Source organism: Kosakonia sp., from assembly GCF_032104925.1.
In the GTDB taxonomy this organism is placed as follows: Bacteria; Pseudomonadota; Gammaproteobacteria; order Enterobacterales; family Enterobacteriaceae; genus Kosakonia.
On record NZ_DAMCGF010000003.1, the window covers coordinates 176,532 to 196,429 of the forward strand.

The 19,898-nt window shown below is 53.3% G+C and carries 27 protein-coding genes and 2 tRNA genes; 18 read left to right on the forward strand and 11 right to left on the reverse strand.

Features of this window, described 5'->3' with window-relative positions; translation table 11 throughout:
- The first annotated feature begins 14 nt into the window (after nt 1–14).
- The 10 genes from fliJ (at nt 15) to rcsA (ending at nt 6,826) form a co-directional block, all read left to right on the forward strand.
- Nucleotides 15–458 (forward strand): flagellar export protein FliJ, encoded by a 444-nt coding sequence (fliJ, locus tag RT644_RS07050; protein WP_017458372.1) that lies wholly within the window; start codon nt 15–17, stop codon nt 456–458.
- Complete coding sequence (fliK, locus tag RT644_RS07055) at nt 455–1,729, forward strand: flagellar hook length control protein FliK (protein ID WP_313626258.1); 1,275 nt, start codon at nt 455–457, stop codon at nt 1,727–1,729. The genes fliJ and fliK overlap by 4 nt, the downstream gene beginning before the upstream one ends.
- Nucleotides 1,730–1,832: 103 nt before the next feature.
- Nucleotides 1,833–2,300 (forward strand): flagellar basal body-associated protein FliL, encoded by a 468-nt coding sequence (gene fliL, locus RT644_RS07060; protein ID WP_020454198.1) that lies wholly within the window; start codon nt 1,833–1,835, stop codon nt 2,298–2,300.
- A gap of 4 nt (nt 2,301–2,304) precedes the next feature.
- Nucleotides 2,305–3,309: a flagellar motor switch protein FliM gene (gene fliM / locus RT644_RS07065; RefSeq protein WP_020454199.1), complete on the forward strand. Its 1,005-nt coding sequence runs from the start codon at nt 2,305–2,307 to the stop codon at nt 3,307–3,309.
- Nucleotides 3,306–3,722 carry a flagellar motor switch protein FliN gene (fliN, locus tag RT644_RS07070; protein ID WP_020454200.1) on the forward strand — a complete coding sequence of 139 codons (417 nt, stop codon included), beginning with the start codon at nt 3,306–3,308 and terminating at the stop codon, nt 3,720–3,722. The genes fliM and fliN overlap by 4 nt, the downstream gene beginning before the upstream one ends.
- A gap of 7 nt (nt 3,723–3,729) precedes the next feature.
- Entirely contained in the window at nt 3,730–4,104 is a 375-nt protein-coding gene (gene fliO, locus RT644_RS07075; protein WP_017458377.1) for a flagellar biosynthetic protein FliO, read from the forward strand.
- Nucleotides 4,104–4,841, forward strand: a complete 738-nt coding sequence (gene fliP, locus RT644_RS07080; RefSeq protein WP_017458378.1) for a flagellar type III secretion system pore protein FliP — start codon at nt 4,104–4,106, stop codon at nt 4,839–4,841. Before fliO ends, fliP begins: the two co-directional genes overlap by 1 nt.
- 9 nt (nt 4,842–4,850) lie before the next feature.
- The gene (gene fliQ / locus RT644_RS07085; RefSeq protein ID WP_017458379.1) at nt 4,851–5,120 is read left to right on the forward strand and encodes a flagellar biosynthesis protein FliQ; all 270 of its coding nucleotides are present in this window, start codon (nt 4,851–4,853) and stop codon (nt 5,118–5,120) included.
- Nucleotides 5,121–5,128: 8 nt separating this feature from the next.
- A complete protein-coding gene (fliR, locus tag RT644_RS07090; protein WP_017458380.1) occupies nt 5,129–5,926 on the forward strand; it encodes a flagellar biosynthetic protein FliR in 798 nt (265 codons plus the stop codon).
- Nucleotides 5,927–6,202: 276 nt separating this feature from the next.
- On the forward strand, nt 6,203–6,826 hold the full coding sequence (gene rcsA, locus RT644_RS07095; protein WP_020454203.1) for a transcriptional regulator RcsA: 624 nt from the start codon (nt 6,203–6,205) through the stop codon (nt 6,824–6,826).
- 43 nt (nt 6,827–6,869) lie between these two features.
- Here rcsA and dsrB read toward each other — a convergent pair whose 3' ends face one another.
- Nucleotides 6,870–7,058, reverse strand: a complete 189-nt coding sequence (dsrB, locus tag RT644_RS07100) for a protein DsrB (RefSeq protein ID WP_017458382.1) — start codon at nt 7,056–7,058, stop codon at nt 6,870–6,872.
- 127 nt (nt 7,059–7,185) lie between these two features.
- Here dsrB and yodD point away from each other — a divergent pair, with 127 nt between their 5' ends.
- A complete protein-coding gene (gene yodD, locus RT644_RS07105; protein ID WP_017458383.1) occupies nt 7,186–7,416 on the forward strand; it encodes a YodD family peroxide/acid resistance protein in 231 nt (76 codons plus the stop codon).
- A 222-nt stretch (nt 7,417–7,638) separates the two neighbouring features.
- Complete coding sequence (locus tag RT644_RS07110; RefSeq protein ID WP_020454204.1) at nt 7,639–8,469, forward strand: mannosyl-3-phosphoglycerate phosphatase-related protein; 831 nt, start codon at nt 7,639–7,641, stop codon at nt 8,467–8,469.
- On the opposite strand, the gene dgcQ is transcribed toward RT644_RS07110, so the two are convergent.
- The 3 genes from dgcQ to RT644_RS07125 form a co-directional block, all read right to left on the reverse strand.
- Nucleotides 8,433–10,130, reverse strand: a complete 1,698-nt coding sequence (gene dgcQ, locus RT644_RS07115) for a cellulose biosynthesis regulator diguanylate cyclase DgcQ (protein WP_313626259.1) — start codon at nt 10,128–10,130, stop codon at nt 8,433–8,435. The two genes, RT644_RS07110 and dgcQ, sit on opposite strands and share 37 nt — an antisense overlap.
- Before the next feature lie 93 nt (nt 10,131–10,223).
- Nucleotides 10,224–10,406, reverse strand: a complete 183-nt coding sequence (locus tag RT644_RS07120; RefSeq protein ID WP_020454206.1) for a YodC family protein — start codon at nt 10,404–10,406, stop codon at nt 10,224–10,226.
- A 79-nt stretch (nt 10,407–10,485) separates the two neighbouring features.
- Entirely contained in the window at nt 10,486–11,397 is a 912-nt protein-coding gene (locus tag RT644_RS07125) for a DUF808 domain-containing protein (protein ID WP_020454207.1), read from the reverse strand.
- A 176-nt stretch (nt 11,398–11,573) separates the two neighbouring features.
- On the opposite strand from RT644_RS07125, the gene yedA reads away from it, so the two are divergent.
- A complete protein-coding gene (gene yedA / locus RT644_RS07130; RefSeq protein ID WP_313626260.1) occupies nt 11,574–12,485 on the forward strand; it encodes a drug/metabolite exporter YedA in 912 nt (303 codons plus the stop codon).
- Here yedA and RT644_RS07135 read toward each other — a convergent pair.
- The 4 genes from RT644_RS07135 to RT644_RS07150 form a co-directional block, all read right to left on the reverse strand.
- Nucleotides 12,460–12,954 (reverse strand): very short patch repair endonuclease, encoded by a 495-nt coding sequence (locus tag RT644_RS07135; RefSeq protein WP_020454209.1) that lies wholly within the window; start codon nt 12,952–12,954, stop codon nt 12,460–12,462. The two genes, yedA and RT644_RS07135, sit on opposite strands and share 26 nt — an antisense overlap.
- A gap of 12 nt (nt 12,955–12,966) precedes the next feature.
- Complete coding sequence (locus tag RT644_RS07140) at nt 12,967–13,665, reverse strand: phosphohydrolase (RefSeq protein ID WP_313626261.1); 699 nt, start codon at nt 13,663–13,665, stop codon at nt 12,967–12,969.
- A 36-nt stretch (nt 13,666–13,701) separates the two neighbouring features.
- Entirely contained in the window at nt 13,702–13,968 is a 267-nt protein-coding gene (gene drpB / locus RT644_RS07145) for a cell division protein DrpB (protein WP_020454211.1), read from the reverse strand.
- Between the two features lie 399 nt (nt 13,969–14,367).
- Nucleotides 14,368–14,457 (reverse strand) — tRNA-Ser (locus RT644_RS07150).
- Between the two features lie 93 nt (nt 14,458–14,550).
- On the opposite strand from RT644_RS07150, the gene mtfA reads away from it, so the two are divergent.
- Nucleotides 14,551–15,348: a DgsA anti-repressor MtfA gene (gene mtfA, locus RT644_RS07155; RefSeq protein WP_020454212.1), complete on the forward strand. Its 798-nt coding sequence runs from the start codon at nt 14,551–14,553 to the stop codon at nt 15,346–15,348.
- A 99-nt stretch (nt 15,349–15,447) separates the two neighbouring features.
- Nucleotides 15,448–15,523, forward strand: a tRNA-Asn gene (locus RT644_RS07160).
- A 187-nt stretch (nt 15,524–15,710) separates the two neighbouring features.
- On the opposite strand, the gene RT644_RS07165 is transcribed toward RT644_RS07160, so the two are convergent.
- Nucleotides 15,711–16,490: an SDR family oxidoreductase gene (locus RT644_RS07165; protein WP_020454213.1), complete on the reverse strand. Its 780-nt coding sequence runs from the start codon at nt 16,488–16,490 to the stop codon at nt 15,711–15,713.
- Entirely contained in the window at nt 16,490–16,816 is a 327-nt protein-coding gene (locus tag RT644_RS07170; RefSeq protein WP_020454214.1) for a nuclear transport factor 2 family protein, read from the reverse strand. The genes RT644_RS07165 and RT644_RS07170 overlap by 1 nt, the downstream gene beginning before the upstream one ends.
- Before the next feature lie 90 nt (nt 16,817–16,906).
- Here RT644_RS07170 and RT644_RS07175 point away from each other — a divergent pair, with 90 nt between their 5' ends.
- Both RT644_RS07175 and RT644_RS07180 read left to right on the forward strand, forming a co-directional pair.
- A complete protein-coding gene (locus RT644_RS07175; RefSeq protein WP_020454215.1) occupies nt 16,907–17,251 on the forward strand; it encodes a winged helix-turn-helix transcriptional regulator in 345 nt (114 codons plus the stop codon).
- A 226-nt stretch (nt 17,252–17,477) separates the two neighbouring features.
- The gene (locus RT644_RS07180) at nt 17,478–18,269 is read left to right on the forward strand and encodes an MBL fold metallo-hydrolase (RefSeq protein WP_313626262.1); all 792 of its coding nucleotides are present in this window, start codon (nt 17,478–17,480) and stop codon (nt 18,267–18,269) included.
- A gap of 59 nt (nt 18,270–18,328) precedes the next feature.
- Here the strand turns inward: RT644_RS07180 and RT644_RS07185 are convergent, their stop codons facing one another.
- Nucleotides 18,329–18,841 (reverse strand): GNAT family N-acetyltransferase, encoded by a 513-nt coding sequence (locus RT644_RS07185; protein ID WP_313626263.1) that lies wholly within the window; start codon nt 18,839–18,841, stop codon nt 18,329–18,331.
- A 304-nt stretch (nt 18,842–19,145) separates the two neighbouring features.
- Between RT644_RS07185 and RT644_RS07190 the strand changes: the two genes are divergently transcribed.
- Nucleotides 19,146–19,691 (forward strand): chorismate mutase, encoded by a 546-nt coding sequence (locus RT644_RS07190; RefSeq protein WP_045511181.1) that lies wholly within the window; start codon nt 19,146–19,148, stop codon nt 19,689–19,691.
- The last annotated feature ends 207 nt before the right edge of the window (nt 19,692–19,898 follow it).

The window sequence follows — 19,898 nt, forward strand, 5'->3', positions numbered from 1 at the left end:
TGGAGAGCTGACTTATGACGCAAAACAGCGCATTAACGACGCTAAAGGATTTGGCAGAGAAAGAAGTTGACGACGCCGCATTGAAACTGGGTGAGATGCGTCGCGGCTGCCAGCAAGCGGAAGAGCAATTAAAAATGCTGATTGAATATCAGCATGAGTATCGCAGCAGTCTGAATAACAACATGAGCCAGGGGATTGATAACCAACGCTGGCAGAATTATCAGCAATTTATTCAGACGCTGGAAAAAGCGATTGAGCAGCACCGTCAGCAGTTAGCGCAGTGGAATGAAAAAGTCGATAGTGCCCTGGGTAGCTGGCGTGAAAAGAAACAACGTTTACAAGCCTGGCAAACCTTGCAGGACCGACAAAGCGCCGCGGCGTTACTGGCGGAAAACCGTCTCGATCAGAAAAAAATGGATGAATTTGCACAGCGCGCGTCCCTGAGGAAAATAGAATGATCAACTTGTCAAAACTGTTAATGACAGAATCCGATGCCACCACCGGTGTACAAGCCGGCAAAAGCGGCGGCGATTCTGCACAAGACTTCCTCGCTCTGCTGACGGGTGCAATGACCGGCGGCCAGGGACAGGAGAGCGATGCGCCGATTACGCTTGCCGATCTGCAGGCAGCCGCCCTGAGCGGCAAGCTGGCGAAAGGCAACCTGGCGGCAACCGCAGCTACCGGCGAAGAGACGCAGGCACAAACACCGGCGCAAAAACTGGCGGAACTGCTGGCGCGCCAGAGCGCGAAAAGCGATGTGATTGCTTCAGCGGCAAGCGACGCTGACGTGCAAAAACTGTTTTCTGGCCTTACACCTGCGGCGAAAACCGATGTGCTGGCCGCGTTAAGCAAAACGGCTAAAGCCACTGACAGCGAAAACAAAACCGATTTAAATGATGAAGAGCTGGCTGGTTTAAGCGCGCTGATGGCGATGCTGCCGCATCAACAAGCTGCGCAGTTAAACAACGCCAGCGCCCAACCGGCTACCGCGACAAACGGTATTGATGTGGCCAAAGCAGCAAACCGCGCACTGAATACCAGTTCACTGACGACAGATACCGATTTACCGCGCGGCAGCGCGAAAAATGACAGCCCTGCCAGCACCACGCCGTTCCATGTAGCGGATGATGCCCAGCAGACGGCGGTGCTCGCCTCTTCTTCTGCGGCGGTGAAGAAAGATAATGACAACGCGCTGCAAACCACCAATACCACGGCCAGCATCGCACCGGTGACGACTACCGCCAGTGCCGCCCAGGCCAGCACGCCTGTCGCCGCACCGGTGATCAGCGCACCGCTGGGCAGCCATGAGTGGCAGCAGAATATCAGCCAGCATGTCACGCTCTTTACCCGCCAGGGCCAGCAGAGCGCGGAGCTGCGTCTGCATCCGGAAGATCTGGGTCAGGTTCAGATTTCTATTAAGCTTGAAGATAACCAGGCGCAGCTGCAGATGGTTTCAGCGCACAGCCATGTTCGCCAGGCACTGGAAGCGGCGCTGCCGATGTTGCGTACCTCGCTTGCAGAAAACGGCATTCAGCTGGGTCAGAGCAATATCAGCAGCGAGTCTTTTGCCGGTCAGCAGCAGCAACAGCAGGCCTCTCAACAGCAGCAACAGGCTTCACGTTCGGGCGCAGGCGATCTGTTTGGCGCGGATGATGGCGACGCGTTAGTCGCCCCGGCAAGCCTGCAATCTGCGGCTCGCGGTAACGGCGCAGTCGACATCTTTGCCTAAACGCCAGAGGTAGCATGATTATCCCCGTCTTTTCCGCGCTTTGACGGGAGCAGGACACGGGATAATCAGCTCATAAGCAGTACTAACAGGAAGCCCGTAACAGATGACTGACTCCGCTATTAACAAAAAACGTAAGCGCTCTATCTGGATCCCGCTGCTGGTGTTAATCACACTCGCAGCTTGCGCCACCGCTGGCTATAGTTACTGGCGTATGCAACAGAAACCTGCGGCTAGCGCAAAAGTGGAAGCGCCTCCTCCGCCAGCGCCGGTTTTCTTCGCTCTCGACACCTTCACAGTGAATCTGGGCGATGCTGACCGTGTGTTGTATGTCGGTATCACACTGCGTCTGAAAGATGACGCTACGCGCGCCAGACTTAGCGAATATCTGCCGGAAGTACGCAGCCGCTTGTTGATGTTGTTCTCACGTCAGGACGCAGCACAGCTTGCAACCAACGAAGGCAAGCAGAACCTTGCTACCGCGATTAAAGAGACGATCGCAACGCCGTTAGTGCCAGGACAGCCGAAGCAGGAAGTCACTGACGTTCTTTATACAGCTTTCATTTTGCGGTAAAGACATGGGCGATAGCATTCTTTCTCAGGCCGAAATCGATGCGCTGCTCAACGGAGACAGCGATAAGAGCGATGATCCGCAACCGGGTATGGGTGGCGATAGCGATATTCGCCCCTATGACCCCAATACCCAGCGCCGCGTGGTGCGTGAGCGTCTGCAAGCGCTGGAGATCATCAACGAGCGTTTTGCGCGTCAGTTCCGTATGGGGTTGTTTAACTTGCTGCGTCGTAGCCCGGATATCACCGTTGGCGCGATCCGCATTCAGCCCTATCACGAGTTTGCGCGTAACTTACCCGTTCCGACCAACCTTAACTTGATCCACCTGAAACCCCTGCGCGGCACCGGCCTGTTTGTTTTCTCGCCAAGCCTGGTGTTTATCGCCGTGGATAACTTGTTCGGTGGCGACGGGCGTTTTCCAACGAAAGTGGAAGGCCGTGAATTTACGCACACTGAACAGCGCGTCATTAACCGCATGCTGAAGCTGGCGCTCGAAGCCTATAGCGATGCGTGGAAGGCGATTAACCCGCTGGACGTGGAGTATGTGCGTTCGGAAATGCAGGTCAAATTTACTAACATTACGACATCGCCGAACGATATCGTCGTCAATACGCCGTTCCATGTTGAGATCGGCAACCTGACGGGTGAGTTCAATATCTGTCTGCCTTTCAGCATGATAGAACCGCTGCGCGAAATGCTGGTCAACCCGCCGCTGGAAAACTCACGCAGTGAAGACCAGAACTGGCGTGACAACCTGGTGCGTCAGGTTCAGCACTCTGAACTGAATTTGATTGCCAATTTCGCGGATATTCCCCTGCGCCTGTCGCAGATACTTAAGCTCCAACCCGGCGATGTGCTGCCGATTGATAAACCCGATCGCATTATCGCTCATGTGGACGGCGTACCGGTGCTAACGAGCCAGTATGGTACGGTCAACGGACAATATGCGTTACGTGTAGAGCACTTGATAAACCCGATTTTGAATTCGCTGAATGAGGAACAGCCCAAATGAGTGATATGAACAATCCGTCCGATGAGAACAGCGGAGCACTGGACGATCTGTGGGCTGACGCGTTGAACGAACAAAAAACCACTCCCGCGACGAAAAGCGCGGCCGATGCCGTGTTTCAGCAGCTCGGCGGTGGTGATGTTGGCGGCACTCTCCAGGATATCGACCTGATTATGGATATCCCGGTCAAACTGACCGTGGAACTGGGTCGTACGCGTATGACAATTAAAGAGCTGCTGCGTTTGACGCAGGGTTCCGTGGTGGCACTTGACGGGCTGGCGGGCGAACCGCTGGATATCCTGATCAACGGTTATCTGATTGCTCAGGGTGAAGTGGTGGTCGTTGCGGATAAATACGGCGTACGTATCACCGATATCATCACCCCTTCCGAGCGTATGCGTCGTTTGAGCCGCTGAGTCGAGCATGAAAACACAGGCCACGGTTTCCCAACCGTCTGCCCTTTCCGGTTCGCCACTGTTGCAGGTCAGTGGCGCGCTGTTTGGCATGATCGCGTTAATTCTGATTATCGCGTGGCTCGCCAAACGCCTTGGCCTCGGTGGCAAAACCGCCAGCGGCCGGGGTTTAAAAGTGACCGCCAGCACCACGGTTGGCCCGCGTGAACGCGTGGTGATCGTGGATGTTGAGGATGCACGTCTGGTGCTGGGCGTTACGCCCACCAACATCAATCTGTTGCACAAACTTCCTCCCGCACCCGCAGAAAGTGAAGACGTGAACGTGAAAAATGTGGATTTCCAGACCGTGATGAAGAATTTGCTTAAGCGTTCCGGGAGATCCTGATGCGCCGTTTGTTTTCTTTTGCACTGGCCGGATTATGGCTGGTTGCCCCTGCGGCATTTGCACAACTTCCGGGTTTGATTAGCCAGCCGATAGCCGGTGGCGGCCAGAGCTGGTCGCTGCCTGTGCAGACGCTGGTATTTATTACCTCGCTCACCTTCCTGCCCGCCATTTTGCTGATGATGACCAGCTTTACCCGCATCATCATTGTGTTCGGCCTGCTGCGAAACGCGCTGGGAACACCGTCTGCGCCGCCGAACCAGGTGCTGCTTGGGCTGGCGCTGTTTTTGACCTTTTTTATTATGTCGCCGGTGATCGACAAGATTTATACCGACGCCTATCAGCCGTTTAGCGAGAATAAAATCTCCGTCGATGTGGCGCTGGAACGCGGCGCGCAACCGCTGCGCGAATTTATGCTGCGCCAGACGCGCGAAGCCGATTTGGCGCTGTTTGCCCGTCTCTCTAATAGCCCGCCGATTCAGGGGCCGGAAGCCGTATCAATGCGTATTCTGTTGCCCGCTTATGTCACCAGCGAGCTGAAAACCGCGTTTCAGATTGGTTTTACAATCTTTATTCCGTTCCTGATTATCGATCTGGTGATCGCCAGCGTCCTGATGGCGCTCGGGATGATGATGGTACCGCCCGCAACCATTGCCCTGCCGTTCAAATTGATGCTGTTCGTGCTGGTGGATGGCTGGCAGTTACTGGTCAGCTCGCTCGCCCAGAGCTTTTACAGTTAGGAGTAAGCCATGACACCAGAATCGGTCATGATGATGGGCACCGAGGCGATGAAAGTCGCACTCGCGCTCGCTGCCCCACTGCTGCTGGTTGCGCTGGTCACGGGCCTGGTTATCAGTATTTTGCAGGCGGCGACACAGATCAACGAAATGACGCTCTCCTTTATCCCGAAAATCATCGCCGTGTTTGTCACGATTGTGGTTGCCGGGCCGTGGATGCTGAATTTACTGCTTGATTACATGCGCACCCTGTTCAACAACATTCCTTATATCATCGGGTAAGCCGACTTATGTTGAACGTCACCAGCGATCAGTGGCTGCATTGGATCAGTATGTATTTCTGGCCACTGCTGCGCGTGATGGCGTTAATTATGACCGCGCCGATCCTCAGCGAATCGCGTATTCCGCGCCGGATAAAAGTGGGGCTGGGGATTGTGATTACCATCGTTATCGCCCCCACCTTGCCGCCAACGCCGGATGTACCGGTATTCGCCCCGGCGGCGCTTTGGCTGGCGCTACAGCAGATCCTGATTGGCGTCGCGCTCGGTTTTACGATGCAGTTCGCCTTTGCGACTATTCGTACCGCCGGTGAGCTGATTGGCCTGCAAATGGGCCTCTCCTTCGCCACCTTTGTCGACCCCACCAGCCACTTAAACATGCCGGTGCTGGCGCGCATCCTCGATATGCTGGCCCTGCTGCTGTTCCTCACGTTTAACGGGCATTTGTGGTTAATCTCAATGCTGGTCGATACCTTCCACACCCTGCCGATTGGCGGTAACCCGGTAAACAGCAATGCGTATCTGGCGCTGACGCGTGCAGCAGGCATGATCTTCCTCAATGGGTTGATGCTGGCGTTACCGGTTATCACATTGCTGCTGACCATTAACCTTTCCCTTGGTTTACTGAACCGCATGGCACCGCAATTGTCGGTGTTCGTGATTGGTTTTCCCGTTACGTTAAGCGTTGGGATTTTACTGATGGCAGCAATGATGCCGTTAATCGCCCCTTATTGTGAGCGATTATTCAGTGAGATTTTCAATCTGTTAGCTGATATTGTTAGCGAACTTCCACAGAATAGTAATCCCTGACTTTAGTAATGCCTTTCTGAGGATATTCCTAAAGTTAAATTTGAAAAACATCCCCCACCATATATCTGGCGCGGCTTATTTGTTTTTAGCCTTCTCACATAACGCAACATTTACTTTACTTTAAGATGATTCCTGGCAAATTATACCTAACTTTACGGGATAGTGGGTTCGCCTGAAGTTTCGCGTCGTACTTCAGTAATATAAGTTTTTCCTGTATGGCTTCTGAAGCTTCTGGCGGGTGGTGAATTATCGTTACGCATTGAGTGAGGGTATGCCATGTCAACGATTATTATGGATTTATGCAGTTATACCCGGTTGGGATTAACAGGGTATCTGACAAGCCGGGGGGTTAAAAAGCGAGATATCAACGACATCCAGACTGTTGATGAACTCGAATCAGCTTGCGCCACACTCCAGCCAACCGTGGTGTTTATTAATGAGGACTGCTTTATTCATGACCCAAGCAGCAGTCAACACATTAAGCAAGTCATTAATCAGCATCCCCGTACACTTTTTATTGTGTTTATGGCTATCGCCAATATCCACTTTGATGAATATCTTTTGGTTCGAAAAAACTTATTGATTAGTTCTAAATCAATCAAGCCTGAGTCGCTGGATAATATTCTGGGAGATTGTCTCAACAAAGAGAAAAAAAGCGTTGGGACCATTAACTTACCAACACTTTCACTAAGTCGTACCGAGTCAAGCATGTTGAGAATGTGGATGTCCGGGCAGGATACGATTCAAATCTCCGATCAGATGAATATTAAAGCGAAAACGGTATCATCACATAAGGGTAATATTAAAAGAAAAATTAAAACGCATAATAAGCAGGTTATATATCATGTAGTGCGGCTAACAGATAATGTTACCACCGGTATATTTGTTAATATGCGTTGAGGATATTTTTTATTTATTCACCCTCCAGGCGGAGGGCGAAATATTAATCTGCACGTTCTACAAATACGCCGTCCGGGTGGTCTTTTTCATTAAAGAACCAAATCCCGAGCGGGTAATCTTCCAGTGAGACCAGGTACATCGTACCTTCATTAAACGCTTCGACAGCCAATACCACCCCCGGACGGCGTGGACCCCCGTCCGTTTTGACCGTAACCCGATCGTTAACTTTCATAAGTACCCTCCTCTCGCATTTACGCCAGTGTAGAACAAAACCGCAGCCCTGACAGCGTGCCTGCGTTTAGCTGGCGATTTTTTCTACCGACTATACTTAACACTGCATTTATGAAGGAGGTGACGGCGTGAAAACAGTCAAAGAGTACAGCGAGACCGCAAAGCGGGACGTGCATATCGATGTTGATGCCCTGCTGGCTGCGATTAACGAAATCAGCGAAAGCGAAGTGCATCGTGTCGACGACGAAGATGGCCAGCGCGTGAGCGTGGATGGTCGGGAATATCATACCTGGCGGGAACTGGCGGAAGCATTTGAACTGGACGTGCATGACTTCAGTATTACGGAGGCGAATCGCTGAAGAAAACATCCCGGCCGCCGAAACGGCCGGGACAAACTTGCTCTCGCAAGAAGCACTTAAAATTCGTACACCAGGGAATCTGATGTGGGGACAACTTTATAGATAAAACGTCCACATGACAAGAAATAACTATAAATCAATGAATTAGCAGATACATCTGTATTCTACTGCATACAATGCGCGACAAAAGTCTCCCGACTCATACTGCCAAAGGAGCTCACTATGCCGAGCCTGGACGACCCGTTACTGATCTTTTCTGACATAGAAGGAACGCTGCTGGATAGCCACACCGGTGAATGGCAACCCGCTGCCGGGTGGCTTGCGCGCCTGCGCCAGCGCCAGATACCAGTGATCCTCTGTAGCAGCAAAACCGCGGCAGAAATGATCGCTGTGCAAAACATGCTGCAACTGCAAGGTCTGCCTTTTATTGCCGAAAACGGCGCGGTGATTCAGTTAGATGAACACTGGCAAGATCATGACGACTACCCAAGGATTATTACGGGTTCCCCCCATGCGGAAATCGCCCGTGTGCTGACTCAATTACGCCTGAGCAATGGCTGGAAATTCACAACCTTTACAGAGCTGGATGAACATGTGCTGGCAGAGTTAACAGGCCTTACGCCTGCGCAGGCTACTCTCGCTAAGTTGCAGGAAGCCTCTGAAACCCTGATCTGGCGCGACAGCGATGAACACATGGCCGCCTTTGATGATGCGCTGGCGCAACTGGGCTTACGTGTTGTTCAGGGAGCCCGTTTCTGGCATGTGCTGGATGAGCGCGGCGGAAAAGATCAGGCCGTAAACTGGCTGACCCGGCAATATCGCCATTACCGGGGTAAACGCGCTGTCACGGTCGGGCTGGGTGACGGGCCAAACGATGCGCCGCTACTTGATAACGTTGACTACGCCGTGGTGGTAAAAGGCCTTAATCGTCAGGGAGTAACGCTGCGTCAGGATAGCCCGCCACGGGTTTATCACACGCAACAAGAGGGAGCTGCGGGCTGGCGTGAAGGTCTGGATCACCTCTTTGGCATCACATCCACTGAACAGACCTGATTGCGACCACTGTTTTTCGCCCGGTATAAGCGGCTATCGGCGACGGATTGCAGATATTCAAAATCGTAATTGCCGTTTTCCTGCGCATCGCAGACGCCGAGGGAAACCGTGATGCGCAATGTCGTACGCTTGTGGATCAGGATCTCTTTACTTTCAATGCGCGAACGGATGTGCTCGGCAACCTGTACCGCCTGCTCAAGTGTGCTGTCCGGTAATAAAATACAGAACTCCTCGCCGCCGACGCGCCCGGCAACATCCTGCTCTCTGAGGGAACTGCTGATAAGCCCGGCGGCGTGGGATAGTACCAAATCACCAGCCTGATGACCGAACTGGTCATTGACGCCCTTAAAATGGTCAATATCAAGCTGAATGATCGAGAAAGGCCGTCGCTGAACCCGCGCTTCTTCAGATAACACTTTCGCCTGCTCAAAAAACGAGCCCCGATTATAAAGGCGCGTCAGCGGGTCGAACCACGCCTGCCATTGCAGCGTGTGTTGCATGCTATACAAGTTGGTCACCATTCTGCGGATGACCACCCAGGAAAAAAGCAGCATGCCGGTAAACAACACCCACAACAGCGAGAGCGCAATGCTGATACGCCCGAAATCCCCGGCGAGGCCTTCCTGCAAAGAGTGAATGCGCACCAGCACGCCGCCAAAATGTTTAAGTTTTTGCCAGCTCACATAACGGGTGCCCAGATGCAGGCCACCGACGGTATCGCGTGTCATGTCTGCTTGTAGCCTAGCGATCTCATCCTGATTAAACTCGCCGCTGGCATTTTGTTGCGGTTGCGTACTGGTCAGCAGCCGGAAATGGTTATCGTAAAGCTGATACTCCCCGCCATCCTGCTGGAGTTGTACGCCAACCAGTAACGGCTTAATCGCACTCAACGGGAAACTCATGACCAGTACACCGTACCAATAGTATTCATAATCAAGCGGCACACTGGCGGCAACAAAGCTGTTGCTTTCTGAGTTGGTAAAAAAAGTGAACCAGCGAACCCCACGCGCGCGGTTTTTCTGCAGCTGTTGGCTGCTAAACCAGGGGCGCGTTAATAAGCGGTAATAGGTAGAAATAATGTCCTGCTCATGCTCAACAGCGCGCGTGGAGAGGAAAAAGCCCGCACGTGAGAAATAATAAGCCTGACGCGGCAACATAGAGGCCTCAGAGGAGAGGCGAAACAGGTAGCCAAGTTCCATTGCCGCCGTGAGTTCGTTGTGCAACAGCTCCTCGTCGCGACGCAGCAGCTCGCTCTGTTCAACCAAAGCATCGGAAACGCCGTAAATGGGCAGCGTCCGGCTGTTATCCAGCCCAATCTGCCAGTACGGTAAGGCACGTTTACGATCAAACTCGCCCTGCACGGAATTTAACGCTTCAAATCCCAACGGCGTTTGCAGGGCGGCCTGCATCCCATTTCGGAAAAAGAGCAACCGGTCCACACCGACCTGAAACTGCATATCCAGCGCATTACTGACGTTTTCCAGCGCGCTACGCTGACTGGCGACATAAGCCCCCTGCAGCACAATGACTTCACGCCACGTCAGGATCGTCGAGCACACCATCACGATCACAAAGCAAAGGTTGACCACCTGAGCCGGAACAAAATAGCGCTGCAGTTGTTTAAACGACCTGGGCTGTTTTACGACACGGTTCTGCCGCACACGGGCTCCCTGAAATCTCTGTGAGTGCTCTTTCGCCCCGCTCGTATTTTATCCGGCAATAAAAACGCCCAGCAATGCCGGGCGTTTTAGTGGTTATGCTTCTTCGTGGATCCGCCGCCTGTCGCCAGGCATCAGCTCATCTTCACGAAAGGCTTCCCGTTTGACGCCGTAGCCGTCATACCAGCGGCACTCAACCATACCGCTGGCATAACCGGTAACAATCATGAGCGGACCACCCTTTTTACTCTGCACTTCATCGCTGACCAAAAAGACCATTCTTGCCTCCGGTATCAGGGCGAAACTTTTTCACCTTAGACGAAGTTACTTAAATTTGCATAATCCCTGCCGCGAGATTTTATTTTTCACCGCCACGTAAACGTTCCACACCTTTCAAAACCGCGACCACCACGGCACCAATCACAAAGCCCAGCACCAGGTTGGCCGCCATCGGTGTCAGCGCCTGTAGCAGTGCGGGCTGGCTCGCGGCAAAATGTTCGATAGCGTGATGTAACGGCGCAATACCATGTACCACAATCCCGCCGCCGACCAGAAACATTGCCAGCGTACCGACGACAGACAGGATCTTCATAAGCCAGGGCGCGGTGAATAACAACCCTTTCCCCAGCCCTTGCGTCAGAACGCCCGGTTTCTCTACCAGCCAGTAGCCCATATCATCGAGCTTCACGATGATACCCACCAGCCCGTATACACCAATGGTAACCAGCACCGCGATGCCCGACAGGATCAGCACCTGATTCAGCAAAGGCGCGTCGGCAACGATGCCAAGCGTGATGGCAACAATCTCGGCAGAGAGAATAAAATCGGTGCGCACCGCGCCTTTGATTTTATCTTTCTCGAACTGCTGCGGATCCTGCGCTGCCAGGGCCTCCAGACGCTGCTGGCGCGCCTCCGGGCTCTCTTTATGTTTACGCGCTTCAAACGTGTGCAACACTTTTTCCACACCTTCAAAGCATAAAAATGCGCCGCCAAGCATCAACAAAGGTGTAATAGCCCAGGGGATGAAGGCGCTAATCAGTAACGCCAGCGGGACGAGAATCACCTTATTCAGCAATGACCCACGCGCGACGCTCCACACCACCGGCAATTCACGATTGGCGCGCACGCCGGTGACTTGCTGCGCGTTAAGCGAAAGATCGTCGCCCAGCACACCGGCGGTCTTTTTCGCCGCCAGTTTGCCCATCACTGAAATATCATCCAGCAACGTCGCAATATCATCGAGTAATGTTAATAAACTACTTCCTGCCAAAATGTCTTCCTTTTGAATTTATGATGTCACGCTTCTCAGTATGATGGAAAAAGTCCGGGACGAAAATCACCGCCTTGAGTCAACAAAAATTTAACACTTCTTTCGCAATTAACCACTCGCCAGGCCGATAGTTTTAACGTTTACTATAAGCCTCTTATCTTTTGCCGTGGTGGGTTATGCGTTTCAGGCAGGTTTTACCGCTTATTGGCGCGCTTTTCGCGCTCTATATTATTTGGGGTTCCACGTACTTTGTTATTCGCATTGGTGTTGAAAGCTGGCCGCCGTTTATGCTGGCCGGTACACGCTTTTTATCTGCGGGCGTCATTCTGACCAGCGTCTTATTACTGACCGGCCATAAATTGCCGCCGCTGCGCCCGATGCTTAATGCCGCACTGATTGGCGTGCTGCTGCTGGCGGTGGGCAACGGGTTTGTGACCGTCGCCGAACACCAAAATGTGCCATCGGGAATTGCCGCTGTTGTTGTGGCGACCGTTCCGTTATTTACCTTGTGTTTCAGTCACTTTTTCGGCATTAAGACGCGAAAACTTGAATGGTTTGGCATAGCCATTGGTCTGGCAGGCATTGTTTTACTTAATAGCGGCGGGAATTTAAGCGGTAATCCGTGGGGGGCCGTGTTGATTCTGGTCGGTTCGCTAAGCTGGGCATTTGGCTCGGTATACGGTTCGCGCATTGAACTGCCGGGCGGAATGATGGCGGGCGCAATCGAAATGCTGGCCGCAGGCATTGTGTTGTTAGCGGCTTCGGCATTAAGTGGCGAGCGCCTTAGCGCAGTACCGCCACTTTCCGGTTTCTTTGCCGTCGGTTATCTGGCGCTCTTTGGCTCCATTATCGCCATCAACGCCTATATATATCTGATCCGCAACGTCTCGCCTGCCGTTGCCACCAGCTATGCGTATGTCAATCCGGTTGTCGCCGTGCTGCTCGGCACAAGTTTTGGCGGGGAACATCTCTCATCCGTGGAATGGCTGGCGTTGGGCATTATTATTATGGCGGTGGTACTGGTGACGCTGGGTAAATATCTCATTCCGGCGCGCCCGATCGTTACGCCTTGCGAGGCAGAGAAGTAACCGTCGTCGCATGGATCCCCTGAGTGTCGATCTGCGCGGTCTGTTGACCTTCGCAGATCCACTCCTCCAGCCGTTCACTTAGCGCCTCGTCGCTAAGTTTTAACCGCCCCCGCAGCGCACACTCCCAGACCACCAGCACTCGCCAGCCCTGCTCCAGCAATAACGCCGTGTCGCGTGCATCGCGTTCAACGTTTTTACCAATCTTTTCCAGCCAGAAATCCGTGCGCGTGGCAGGCACTTTGAACAGATAACAGGTGTGGTGATGCCAGAAGCAACCGTGGGTAAAGATAACGCAGCGATAATCGTCGAGCACAAAATCAGGCCGCCCCGGCAAGGCGGCGTCCTGGACACGAAAATCGAGTTCCAGTGAAGCAAGACACGCGGCAAGCCGCTTTTCAATCGCCGTATCCTTTGTGCCGATGGCGCGCATATTTTTACTGCGCGTCGCTTTATCATGCACATCCGCCATCACGCGTCTCCGTCAGGCCAGATGAAAACAAAAGCGGCGTAGCACCTCTTCATCAACGCGCTGGTGATCGCCTTGCAGTTCGGCGCTGAGTTTCGCCATAAAGTGCACTAAAAAATCCGCGTTGTGTTCGGCGAGTTTGCGCCCTTGTTCAGTCTGCATGGTGGCGGGTAGTTTCAGCAACTTGCAACGAAAATGATCGAGAGCGAAGGCTTTATCATCCAGTTCACGTTCGGCGGCAAACGGATCTTCGCCATCGAATAAGGCCGCTCCCATTGAGCCGGAAACGGCAAAAACGCGTGCCAGGCCAATCGCCCCCAGCGATTCCAGCCGATCGGCATCCTGAACAATTTTCGCTTCCAGCGTTTGCGGGGCGATGCCGGCGCTGAAGCTGTGCGCTTCAATGGCATGGCGCACGCCAGCCACGGCGTGTTGCGGGAAATCAGGAAACTCGCTTGCAAGAATAGCCGCCGTTTTTTCTGCGGCCATGACCGAGGACTGATGACGCTGGGGGTGATTTTTGGCAAAGCTCACAATGTCATGAAAATAACAGGCGGTCAGCACCACCAGCGCATCGACCTGCTGGCCCTGCATGAGCGTTTGTGCTGTTTTCCAGACCCGACGAAAGTGTGAGACATCATGCGCGGCGTCGCCGTGGTTGAAATGCTGAGAAATCCATTGGTCAAAACGGTACTGCCAGTCGATTACATTCATGCTTGTTCCCGTCAATGAAAGCCCTTACCTGCTGTTTCAGCCATCCGGATCCTGCGGACGTGTGTACCAGGCAATAGCGCCAAGTATCGCACCCACGACGGCTAACACCAGCACGCCAAAAAACGAATTCAGCCAGCTCCCGGTCGCGGTTCCCACAGTGCCAGTATTAAACCCGGCCGGCAAATTTGTCTGGCTGACTGGCCAGATATCATTAAGCACCGACCAGACAAAATAGACGCAGAAAATCCAGAACACCCAGAGTGCCAGTTTGCCACCAAGGCTGCGCACCGCTTTATCGTCCATAATGGTTTTTTCCGCATGGGTTAAGGGATGAAAGAAAGGAAATGGTTCCGACATAAATGTGACAACTCTCTCATCATATCGCCAGTTGATGAATTTTAAAGATATATCAGCGAGACTGATGAATCCCCTCACCTGCAACGGCCGCAGACCGCCAAAGAGTGTGCAACACGTAAATGACAAACAGACGTAACGGGATAAAAATTAATAAGAAAAAGTGTAATTAACGTGCATGCTGTGACATTTCCAGGCCGCGGAAAAACGCTACAAAAATTAATGGTAAAAGCGGCAATCATTTCTATCAATTATGTTAAGAAAAGGTTATAAAATGTGCAAATGCAAGAGTGGAAAAGCAACTGTGACGGGAGTCGTTGAAAGCGAAGCGCGTAACTGTTTGAATAATGGCGGAGAGAGGGGGATTTGAACCCCCGGTTGAGTTGCCCCAACTACGGTTTTCGAGACCGTCCCGTTCAGCCGCTCCGGCATCTCTCCGTTCAGATGGTTGCCATGATGCCAGGTAATTTGGCATTTTAACAGACCCTGTCCCGTTAATTTGGTTCAAGTGGCGAGTTTGCGAGCAAAACGATGATTAAGTGGCCCTGGAAGACAAGGGAATCTGCCGAAGGCGCAGAATACCCCTGGGAAGAAGCGTTAAATGCCCCTGTGTTAGCAAATTTGTCGCCGGAGGAACAGGAGAAACTTGTTCATCTGGCTGACCGCTTTTTGCAGCAAAAACGCCTGGTTCCGTTGCAAGGATTCGATCTGGATGCGCTGAAAAGCGCGCGCATCGGCTTACTGTTTTGCCTGCCGGTGCTGGAGCTTGGCCTTGAATGGCTCGATGGCTTCCACGAAGTGCTGATCTACCCGGCGCCGTTTGTTGTTGATGACGAGTGGGAAGACGACATTGGCCTGGTGCACAATCAGCGTGTGGTTCAGTCCGGGCAGAGCTGGCAACAAGGCCCTATCATCCTTAACTGGCTGGATATTCAGGACTCGTTCGACGCTTCCGGCTTCAATCTCATTATTCATGAAGTGGCGCATAAACTGGATACGCGCAACGGCGATCGCGCCAGCGGCATTCCGCTGATTCCGCTGCGTGAAGTGGCCGGCTGGGAACACGATCTGCGCGCCGCGATGGACAATATTCAGGATGAGATTGACCTGGTTGGCGAAAGCGCGGCCAGCATCGACGCCTACGCGGCAACCGATCCGGCAGAATGTTTTGCCGTGCTTTCCGAGTATTTCTTTAGCGCGCCAGAGCTGTTTGCTCCCCGCTTCCCGGCGCTGTGGCAGCGCTTCTGCCATTTTTATGGCCAGGATCCGCTAAGCCGTCTGCGCGGGCAGGCGGGCTGCGATAACGAAAGCGCAAGGCAGGTACATTAAAACGCCGCCTGTGTTTTAATTCGCCAATTGAATCAGTGTGTTAAATTTAGTGTTGACACTCAAGTACGGGGCCAGTAGTATGCGCCCCGTTCACACGATTCCTCTGTAGTTCAGTCGGTAGAACGGCGGACTGTTAATCCGTATGTCACTGGTTCGAGTCCAGTCAGAGGAGCCAGATTCAAAAAAGCCTGCTTTTAAGCAGGCTTTTTGCTTTTCAGGCCTGGCAACGTGTTGTCCCCTTCCCTTCAGCCGTTACTTCTCTTTTTCCGTACAGCGAGCGGCCTGATTTACACACATTCCAGCTCGCGCGAGAGAATAAACAGCCACCGGCACACGGAGGTCACGCGCAATCATCGTCGCGATTACGCGGTGGGTACTGTGCCGCCATCGATAACGTACTCCGTACCCGTGATTGCCGCCGCGCAGGATGAAGCGAGGAACACAATGAGATTCGCGACTTCCACCGGTTTTGATGGACGCCCCAGCGGAATGCCACCGAGCGAATCCATGATGATTTTCTTGCCGCCTTCGTAATCCGTTCCTGCCTGATGCGCGAGCCGTTCAGCCAGCGCGACAGAGGCTTCCGTTTCAATCCAGCCGGGTGCGACACGCAGCACGCGGATCCCTTTTGGTGAGACCTCTTTCGACAGGCTTTTACTGTAGGTCGAGAGTGCAGCCTTTGCCGCGGCATACGCTGTTGTCGATTCCGGCAACGGCAGTTCGCGCTGGATGGAGGTGACATGAATAATAACCCCCGCTCCCTGCGCGAGCATGCCGGGTAAAAGTGCTCTGTCGAGGCGGACCGCAGGCAGCAGATTGAGATTCAGTTCCTGCTGCCATTCCTCTTCGCCTAACGCCGCAAAACCACCCGCGGGCGCTGTCGAGCCGCCAACCACATGAACAATAATATCAACACCGCCAAAGCGGCTCTGCACCGCCTGCGCGACGCGCTGACAACCTTCAACCGTTGTCAGATCGGCCGCCACAAAGTGATCCGCTAACGATTCATCAGGCTGGATCCGCGCGGTGGTTAACACTTTCGCCCCCTGTTCATGAAACAGGCCAACAACCGCCTTTCCGACACCTTTAGTGCCCGCCGTGACCAGAACGCGTTTTCCTTGTAAGTTCAGATTTATGCTCATCAGACGATCTCCAGTGCGGCAATCTTCCCGTCCAGCAAAGTGAACGCATGGCTAAGTTGCACCGGGCTGCCGGGAAAATTGCCCGCCACATGCGAGGTCACCGTTAACCGTGTTCCCTCATCAGCAACCCGGATCGGTTCAACGGTGTACTCAAACGCACTCTGCACGTCGCGTTGCCAGGCCTGGATAGCGTCAAGGCCACGATGGGTCTTATGTTCATCGATAACCACGGCATCAGGCGTAAAACAGAGGTTAACGTTGGCGATATCTGCGCCATTGCTGATGGCGAAGTAGGTAGCAACAGCGTCGGGTAGTGACAAAGACATGATGAGAGGCTCCTGTGGTTTGCGGTGCTCTCATTTTCACCATATAGTGTCAAATCATCAAGAACGCACAAAAAAGTTAGTAACAGGCTTATGAGTAAGATTTATACCCCCGATACCGCCGCACTTGGCGTCGAACAGGTGCTGCGATTACTGGAAGGCCGCTGGAAGCTGGTCATCCTGTTTCATTTATTTGATGGAAAAGTGCAGCGCTACTCCGATTTCAGCAGGCTTATTCCGGGCATTTCGCAAAAGATGTTAAGCCAGCAACTAAGGCAGCTTGAAGCGGATGGCATCGTGTCGCGCAAGGTCTATCCGCAGATCCCGCCGAAGGTGGAATACCGGCTGACGGAGTGGGGCCAGGCCCTGTGCCCGGCGCTGGATGCCATGCTGAAATGGGCAGAAAAACGCGACACCTTCCCACCGAACGAGCCTTAAATCCGGCAATCACCTTTTCCTTCGTTCTGCCCCAGCCTGCTGCGCGCTGAACCGTTCTGTCGCGCAGCGGGCATTTCTTCTTTTTTTTGGCCGCACTCTCCAGCACATACCGCGGCCTTCATGTGCCATGCTAAAGAGGTTATTACTCAAATAATGGCGCGCAAAAAAGAGGCCATTCGCTGCAAAACCCTTTAGCACTGACGTATCCGCAACAAAGAGGACGATAATGATCACCTTATGCAACGCGTGCGGCACATCGTATGAAATAACTGACACTCCACCACACCGGTGCACTATCTGCGAAGATGAGCGCCAGTTCGTGCCGGTAACCGGGCAGAAGTGGGTTGATTTCCCCACCCTTCTGGCCTCGCATGTCAATAAATGGCAACAACACGAAAGCGATCTCTTCAGCATTAAAACCGTGCCTGATTTCGCGATTGCGCAGCGCGCTTTTCTGCTGCGAACAGCGCAGGGCAATATCCTGTGGGACTGCATTTCCACCCTCGACGACGCCACAAAAACGCTGATCGCCTCTCTGGGCGGGCTCAGGGCTATTGCTATTTCGCATCCTCATTTCTATACCACCATGCAAGACTGGGCTGACGCATTTGACGCCCCGATTTATCTGCATGAACGCGATCGCGAATGGATCATGCGCGACAGCCCGCACATTACCCTCTGGGATGGCGATACCCTGCAACTGACATCAGACGTAAGTATCATGCGCCTTGGCGGTCATTTTGCCGGCGGCTGCGTCCTTCACTGGGCGCGGGATGACGGTGTGCTGCTATCCGGCGATATCGTTCAGGTCACGCCAGGCGCTAATGCCGTCTCCTTTATGTGGAGCTATCCGAATATGCTGCCGCTGCCGGCAGAGACGGTTCGTGAAATAACGCGCCGGCTGGATGCGGTGAAATTCGCGAAACTCTACGGCGCGTTTGAAGGGCGGGAGATCGCGCACGATGCTGCGGAAATGGTGCGCCGTTCAGGTGAGAAATATATCGCTTGCCTGCGCTAAGCGATTGTTTATCTATCCGTCCGTGCGCGCTTGCACATAAAGCACTGCGACCCTTGATTTCAATATACTAATTGCATGGCAACCCGGCGTTTCGGATCCAGCCCGGCGAGGATTTCCTCTGTTAGCACCGCTTTCAGCCGGGGTGAAATGGCGTTGCCTTCAACGATGTCAAAACCCAGCGAAGCGTAAAAAGGCGCGTTGAAGGGCGCATTACGATCGGTCGTCAACGAGGCACCGTTTAAACCGCGCGCTTTGCCTTCCGACAAAAGCGCGTGCATCAGGCGCCGGCCAATGCCCTGCCGCTGCCAGTCCGGGTGAACATCCGCTTCGGCAATGTGCAGCCAGTCTTCCCTAATCACGGCACCGGCGAACCCGACGGGAATATCGTTCGGTGCAAACGCGACGAGCAATACCCCTTCCCTGCACAGTTGGTGCAACGCTTCCAGGCTGTTAGCAACAGGCGTTCCGCTCACTGCACCCGCCTCGCGCAAGGTTTCAAACGATGCAAGTTCGATGGCTCTTAACGCCGCAAAATGCTCGCTTCGCGCTGGTCTGATTGTGATATCTGTCATCTGAATGTTCCCAAAGGTAACAAGCGTTAAGCCTGAGCGACACGAGAGCATCAGGCGTTCCCGCACCGTCTCGCGCCTGGTATTGTACATCCCGCATGCGCCAGCACAATTTTCGTGCTGCGCCCTTACTCTTTGTCGCTTATTTACATCGTTTCATTTACTTACATAAAACGCTCACCAGGAAATAATCCATTCACGTAACTAATAGAATATGAATCGTGTTAGTGATTTTAGCCGTGATGGTCGATTCGCCGTTCTTCCCCGAGAACGGCTTTTTTTTGGGTTTTGACAGGAGGGTAAGTTGATGTTCCAGTCTGCGGTTGTTTTCCTTTCGTCACTGTTCATGTGCGGCAATGTGTTTGCAGGCTCCGTCGCCTCGGTGTCGCTCAGCACACTTTCATCAGCACTCAATGAACGCATGCTGATCATGAAAGACGTCGCCAGTTACAAGGCACAGCACCACTCCCCCGTGGAAGATGTCGGGCGGGAACAAAAAGTACTGGCAGAAGCAGTGAAAAATGCCCAGGACGCGGGTCTGGATCCCGGTTCCGTGGAGCCTTTTTTCCGCGCATTAATGAACGCCAGCAAGGCCGTTCAGTATCGCTATCTGGCCGACTGGTTAGCCACACCGGATACCAGCCACTCGGTCAGAAGCCTGGACGCAACCCGGCAACAGATAAATCAACTCGATAGCCAGTTGCTCACTGCCATCAGCCAGCGGCTGCTCACCGGTGCCTTTACTGAAGCAGACACCACATGGCTGTCGGCACAAATTATGGCGCCCAATCTCAGCGAGGCGGATAAAAACAACCTGCTTGCCGCTTTACGCCGTATTCATCGCGTACGTTAGCCATCAATGCCGTATGCAATGAATAACATGGATACCCGGCCTGCCAGGCGCATGACAGGTCGGGCATCCGATAAGAAGATTAACGGCTTATGGTCGGCGCCTGCGGTGTAACATCAATCGCCCGAATACCACACATGCGAATCATTCGACAACCGAATAATCTTCTGCGCATTAACGCCCCCTGAGTTAAATTCCCCCTTTCATGCC

What these genes read in the sequence shown, in the direction of transcription:
- fliJ (WP_017458372.1), top strand. Translation starts at nt 15, where the DNA reads ATGACGCAAAACAGCGCATTAACGACGCTAAAGGATTTGGCAGAGAAA.
- fliK (WP_313626258.1), top strand. Translation starts at nt 455, where the DNA reads ATGATCAACTTGTCAAAACTGTTAATGACAGAATCCGATGCCACCACC.
- fliL (WP_020454198.1), top strand. Translation starts at nt 1,833, where the DNA reads ATGACTGACTCCGCTATTAACAAAAAACGTAAGCGCTCTATCTGGATC.
- fliM (WP_020454199.1), top strand. Translation starts at nt 2,305, where the DNA reads ATGGGCGATAGCATTCTTTCTCAGGCCGAAATCGATGCGCTGCTCAAC.
- fliN (WP_020454200.1), top strand. Translation starts at nt 3,306, where the DNA reads ATGAGTGATATGAACAATCCGTCCGATGAGAACAGCGGAGCACTGGAC.
- fliO (WP_017458377.1), top strand. Translation starts at nt 3,730, where the DNA reads ATGAAAACACAGGCCACGGTTTCCCAACCGTCTGCCCTTTCCGGTTCG.
- fliP (WP_017458378.1), top strand. Translation starts at nt 4,104, where the DNA reads ATGCGCCGTTTGTTTTCTTTTGCACTGGCCGGATTATGGCTGGTTGCC.
- fliQ (WP_017458379.1), top strand. Translation starts at nt 4,851, where the DNA reads ATGACACCAGAATCGGTCATGATGATGGGCACCGAGGCGATGAAAGTC.
- fliR (WP_017458380.1), top strand. Translation starts at nt 5,129, where the DNA reads ATGTTGAACGTCACCAGCGATCAGTGGCTGCATTGGATCAGTATGTAT.
- rcsA (WP_020454203.1), top strand. Translation starts at nt 6,203, where the DNA reads ATGTCAACGATTATTATGGATTTATGCAGTTATACCCGGTTGGGATTA.
- dsrB (WP_017458382.1), bottom strand. Translation starts at nt 7,058, where the DNA reads ATGAAAGTTAACGATCGGGTTACGGTCAAAACGGACGGGGGTCCACGC.
- RT644_RS07110 (WP_020454204.1), top strand. Translation starts at nt 7,639, where the DNA reads ATGCCGAGCCTGGACGACCCGTTACTGATCTTTTCTGACATAGAAGGA.
- RT644_RS07120 (WP_020454206.1), bottom strand. Translation starts at nt 10,406, where the DNA reads ATGGTCTTTTTGGTCAGCGATGAAGTGCAGAGTAAAAAGGGTGGTCCG.
- yedA (WP_313626260.1), top strand. Translation starts at nt 11,574, where the DNA reads ATGCGTTTCAGGCAGGTTTTACCGCTTATTGGCGCGCTTTTCGCGCTC.
- RT644_RS07135 (WP_020454209.1), bottom strand. Translation starts at nt 12,954, where the DNA reads ATGGCGGATGTGCATGATAAAGCGACGCGCAGTAAAAATATGCGCGCC.
- RT644_RS07140 (WP_313626261.1), bottom strand. Translation starts at nt 13,665, where the DNA reads ATGAATGTAATCGACTGGCAGTACCGTTTTGACCAATGGATTTCTCAG.
- drpB (WP_020454211.1), bottom strand. Translation starts at nt 13,968, where the DNA reads ATGGACGATAAAGCGGTGCGCAGCCTTGGTGGCAAACTGGCACTCTGG.
- mtfA (WP_020454212.1), top strand. Translation starts at nt 14,551, where the DNA reads ATGATTAAGTGGCCCTGGAAGACAAGGGAATCTGCCGAAGGCGCAGAA.
- RT644_RS07165 (WP_020454213.1), bottom strand. Translation starts at nt 16,490, where the DNA reads ATGAGCATAAATCTGAACTTACAAGGAAAACGCGTTCTGGTCACGGCG.
- RT644_RS07170 (WP_020454214.1), bottom strand. Translation starts at nt 16,816, where the DNA reads ATGTCTTTGTCACTACCCGACGCTGTTGCTACCTACTTCGCCATCAGC.
- RT644_RS07175 (WP_020454215.1), top strand. Translation starts at nt 16,907, where the DNA reads ATGAGTAAGATTTATACCCCCGATACCGCCGCACTTGGCGTCGAACAG.
- RT644_RS07180 (WP_313626262.1), top strand. Translation starts at nt 17,478, where the DNA reads ATGATCACCTTATGCAACGCGTGCGGCACATCGTATGAAATAACTGAC.
- RT644_RS07185 (WP_313626263.1), bottom strand. Translation starts at nt 18,841, where the DNA reads ATGACAGATATCACAATCAGACCAGCGCGAAGCGAGCATTTTGCGGCG.
- RT644_RS07190 (WP_045511181.1), top strand. Translation starts at nt 19,146, where the DNA reads ATGTTCCAGTCTGCGGTTGTTTTCCTTTCGTCACTGTTCATGTGCGGC.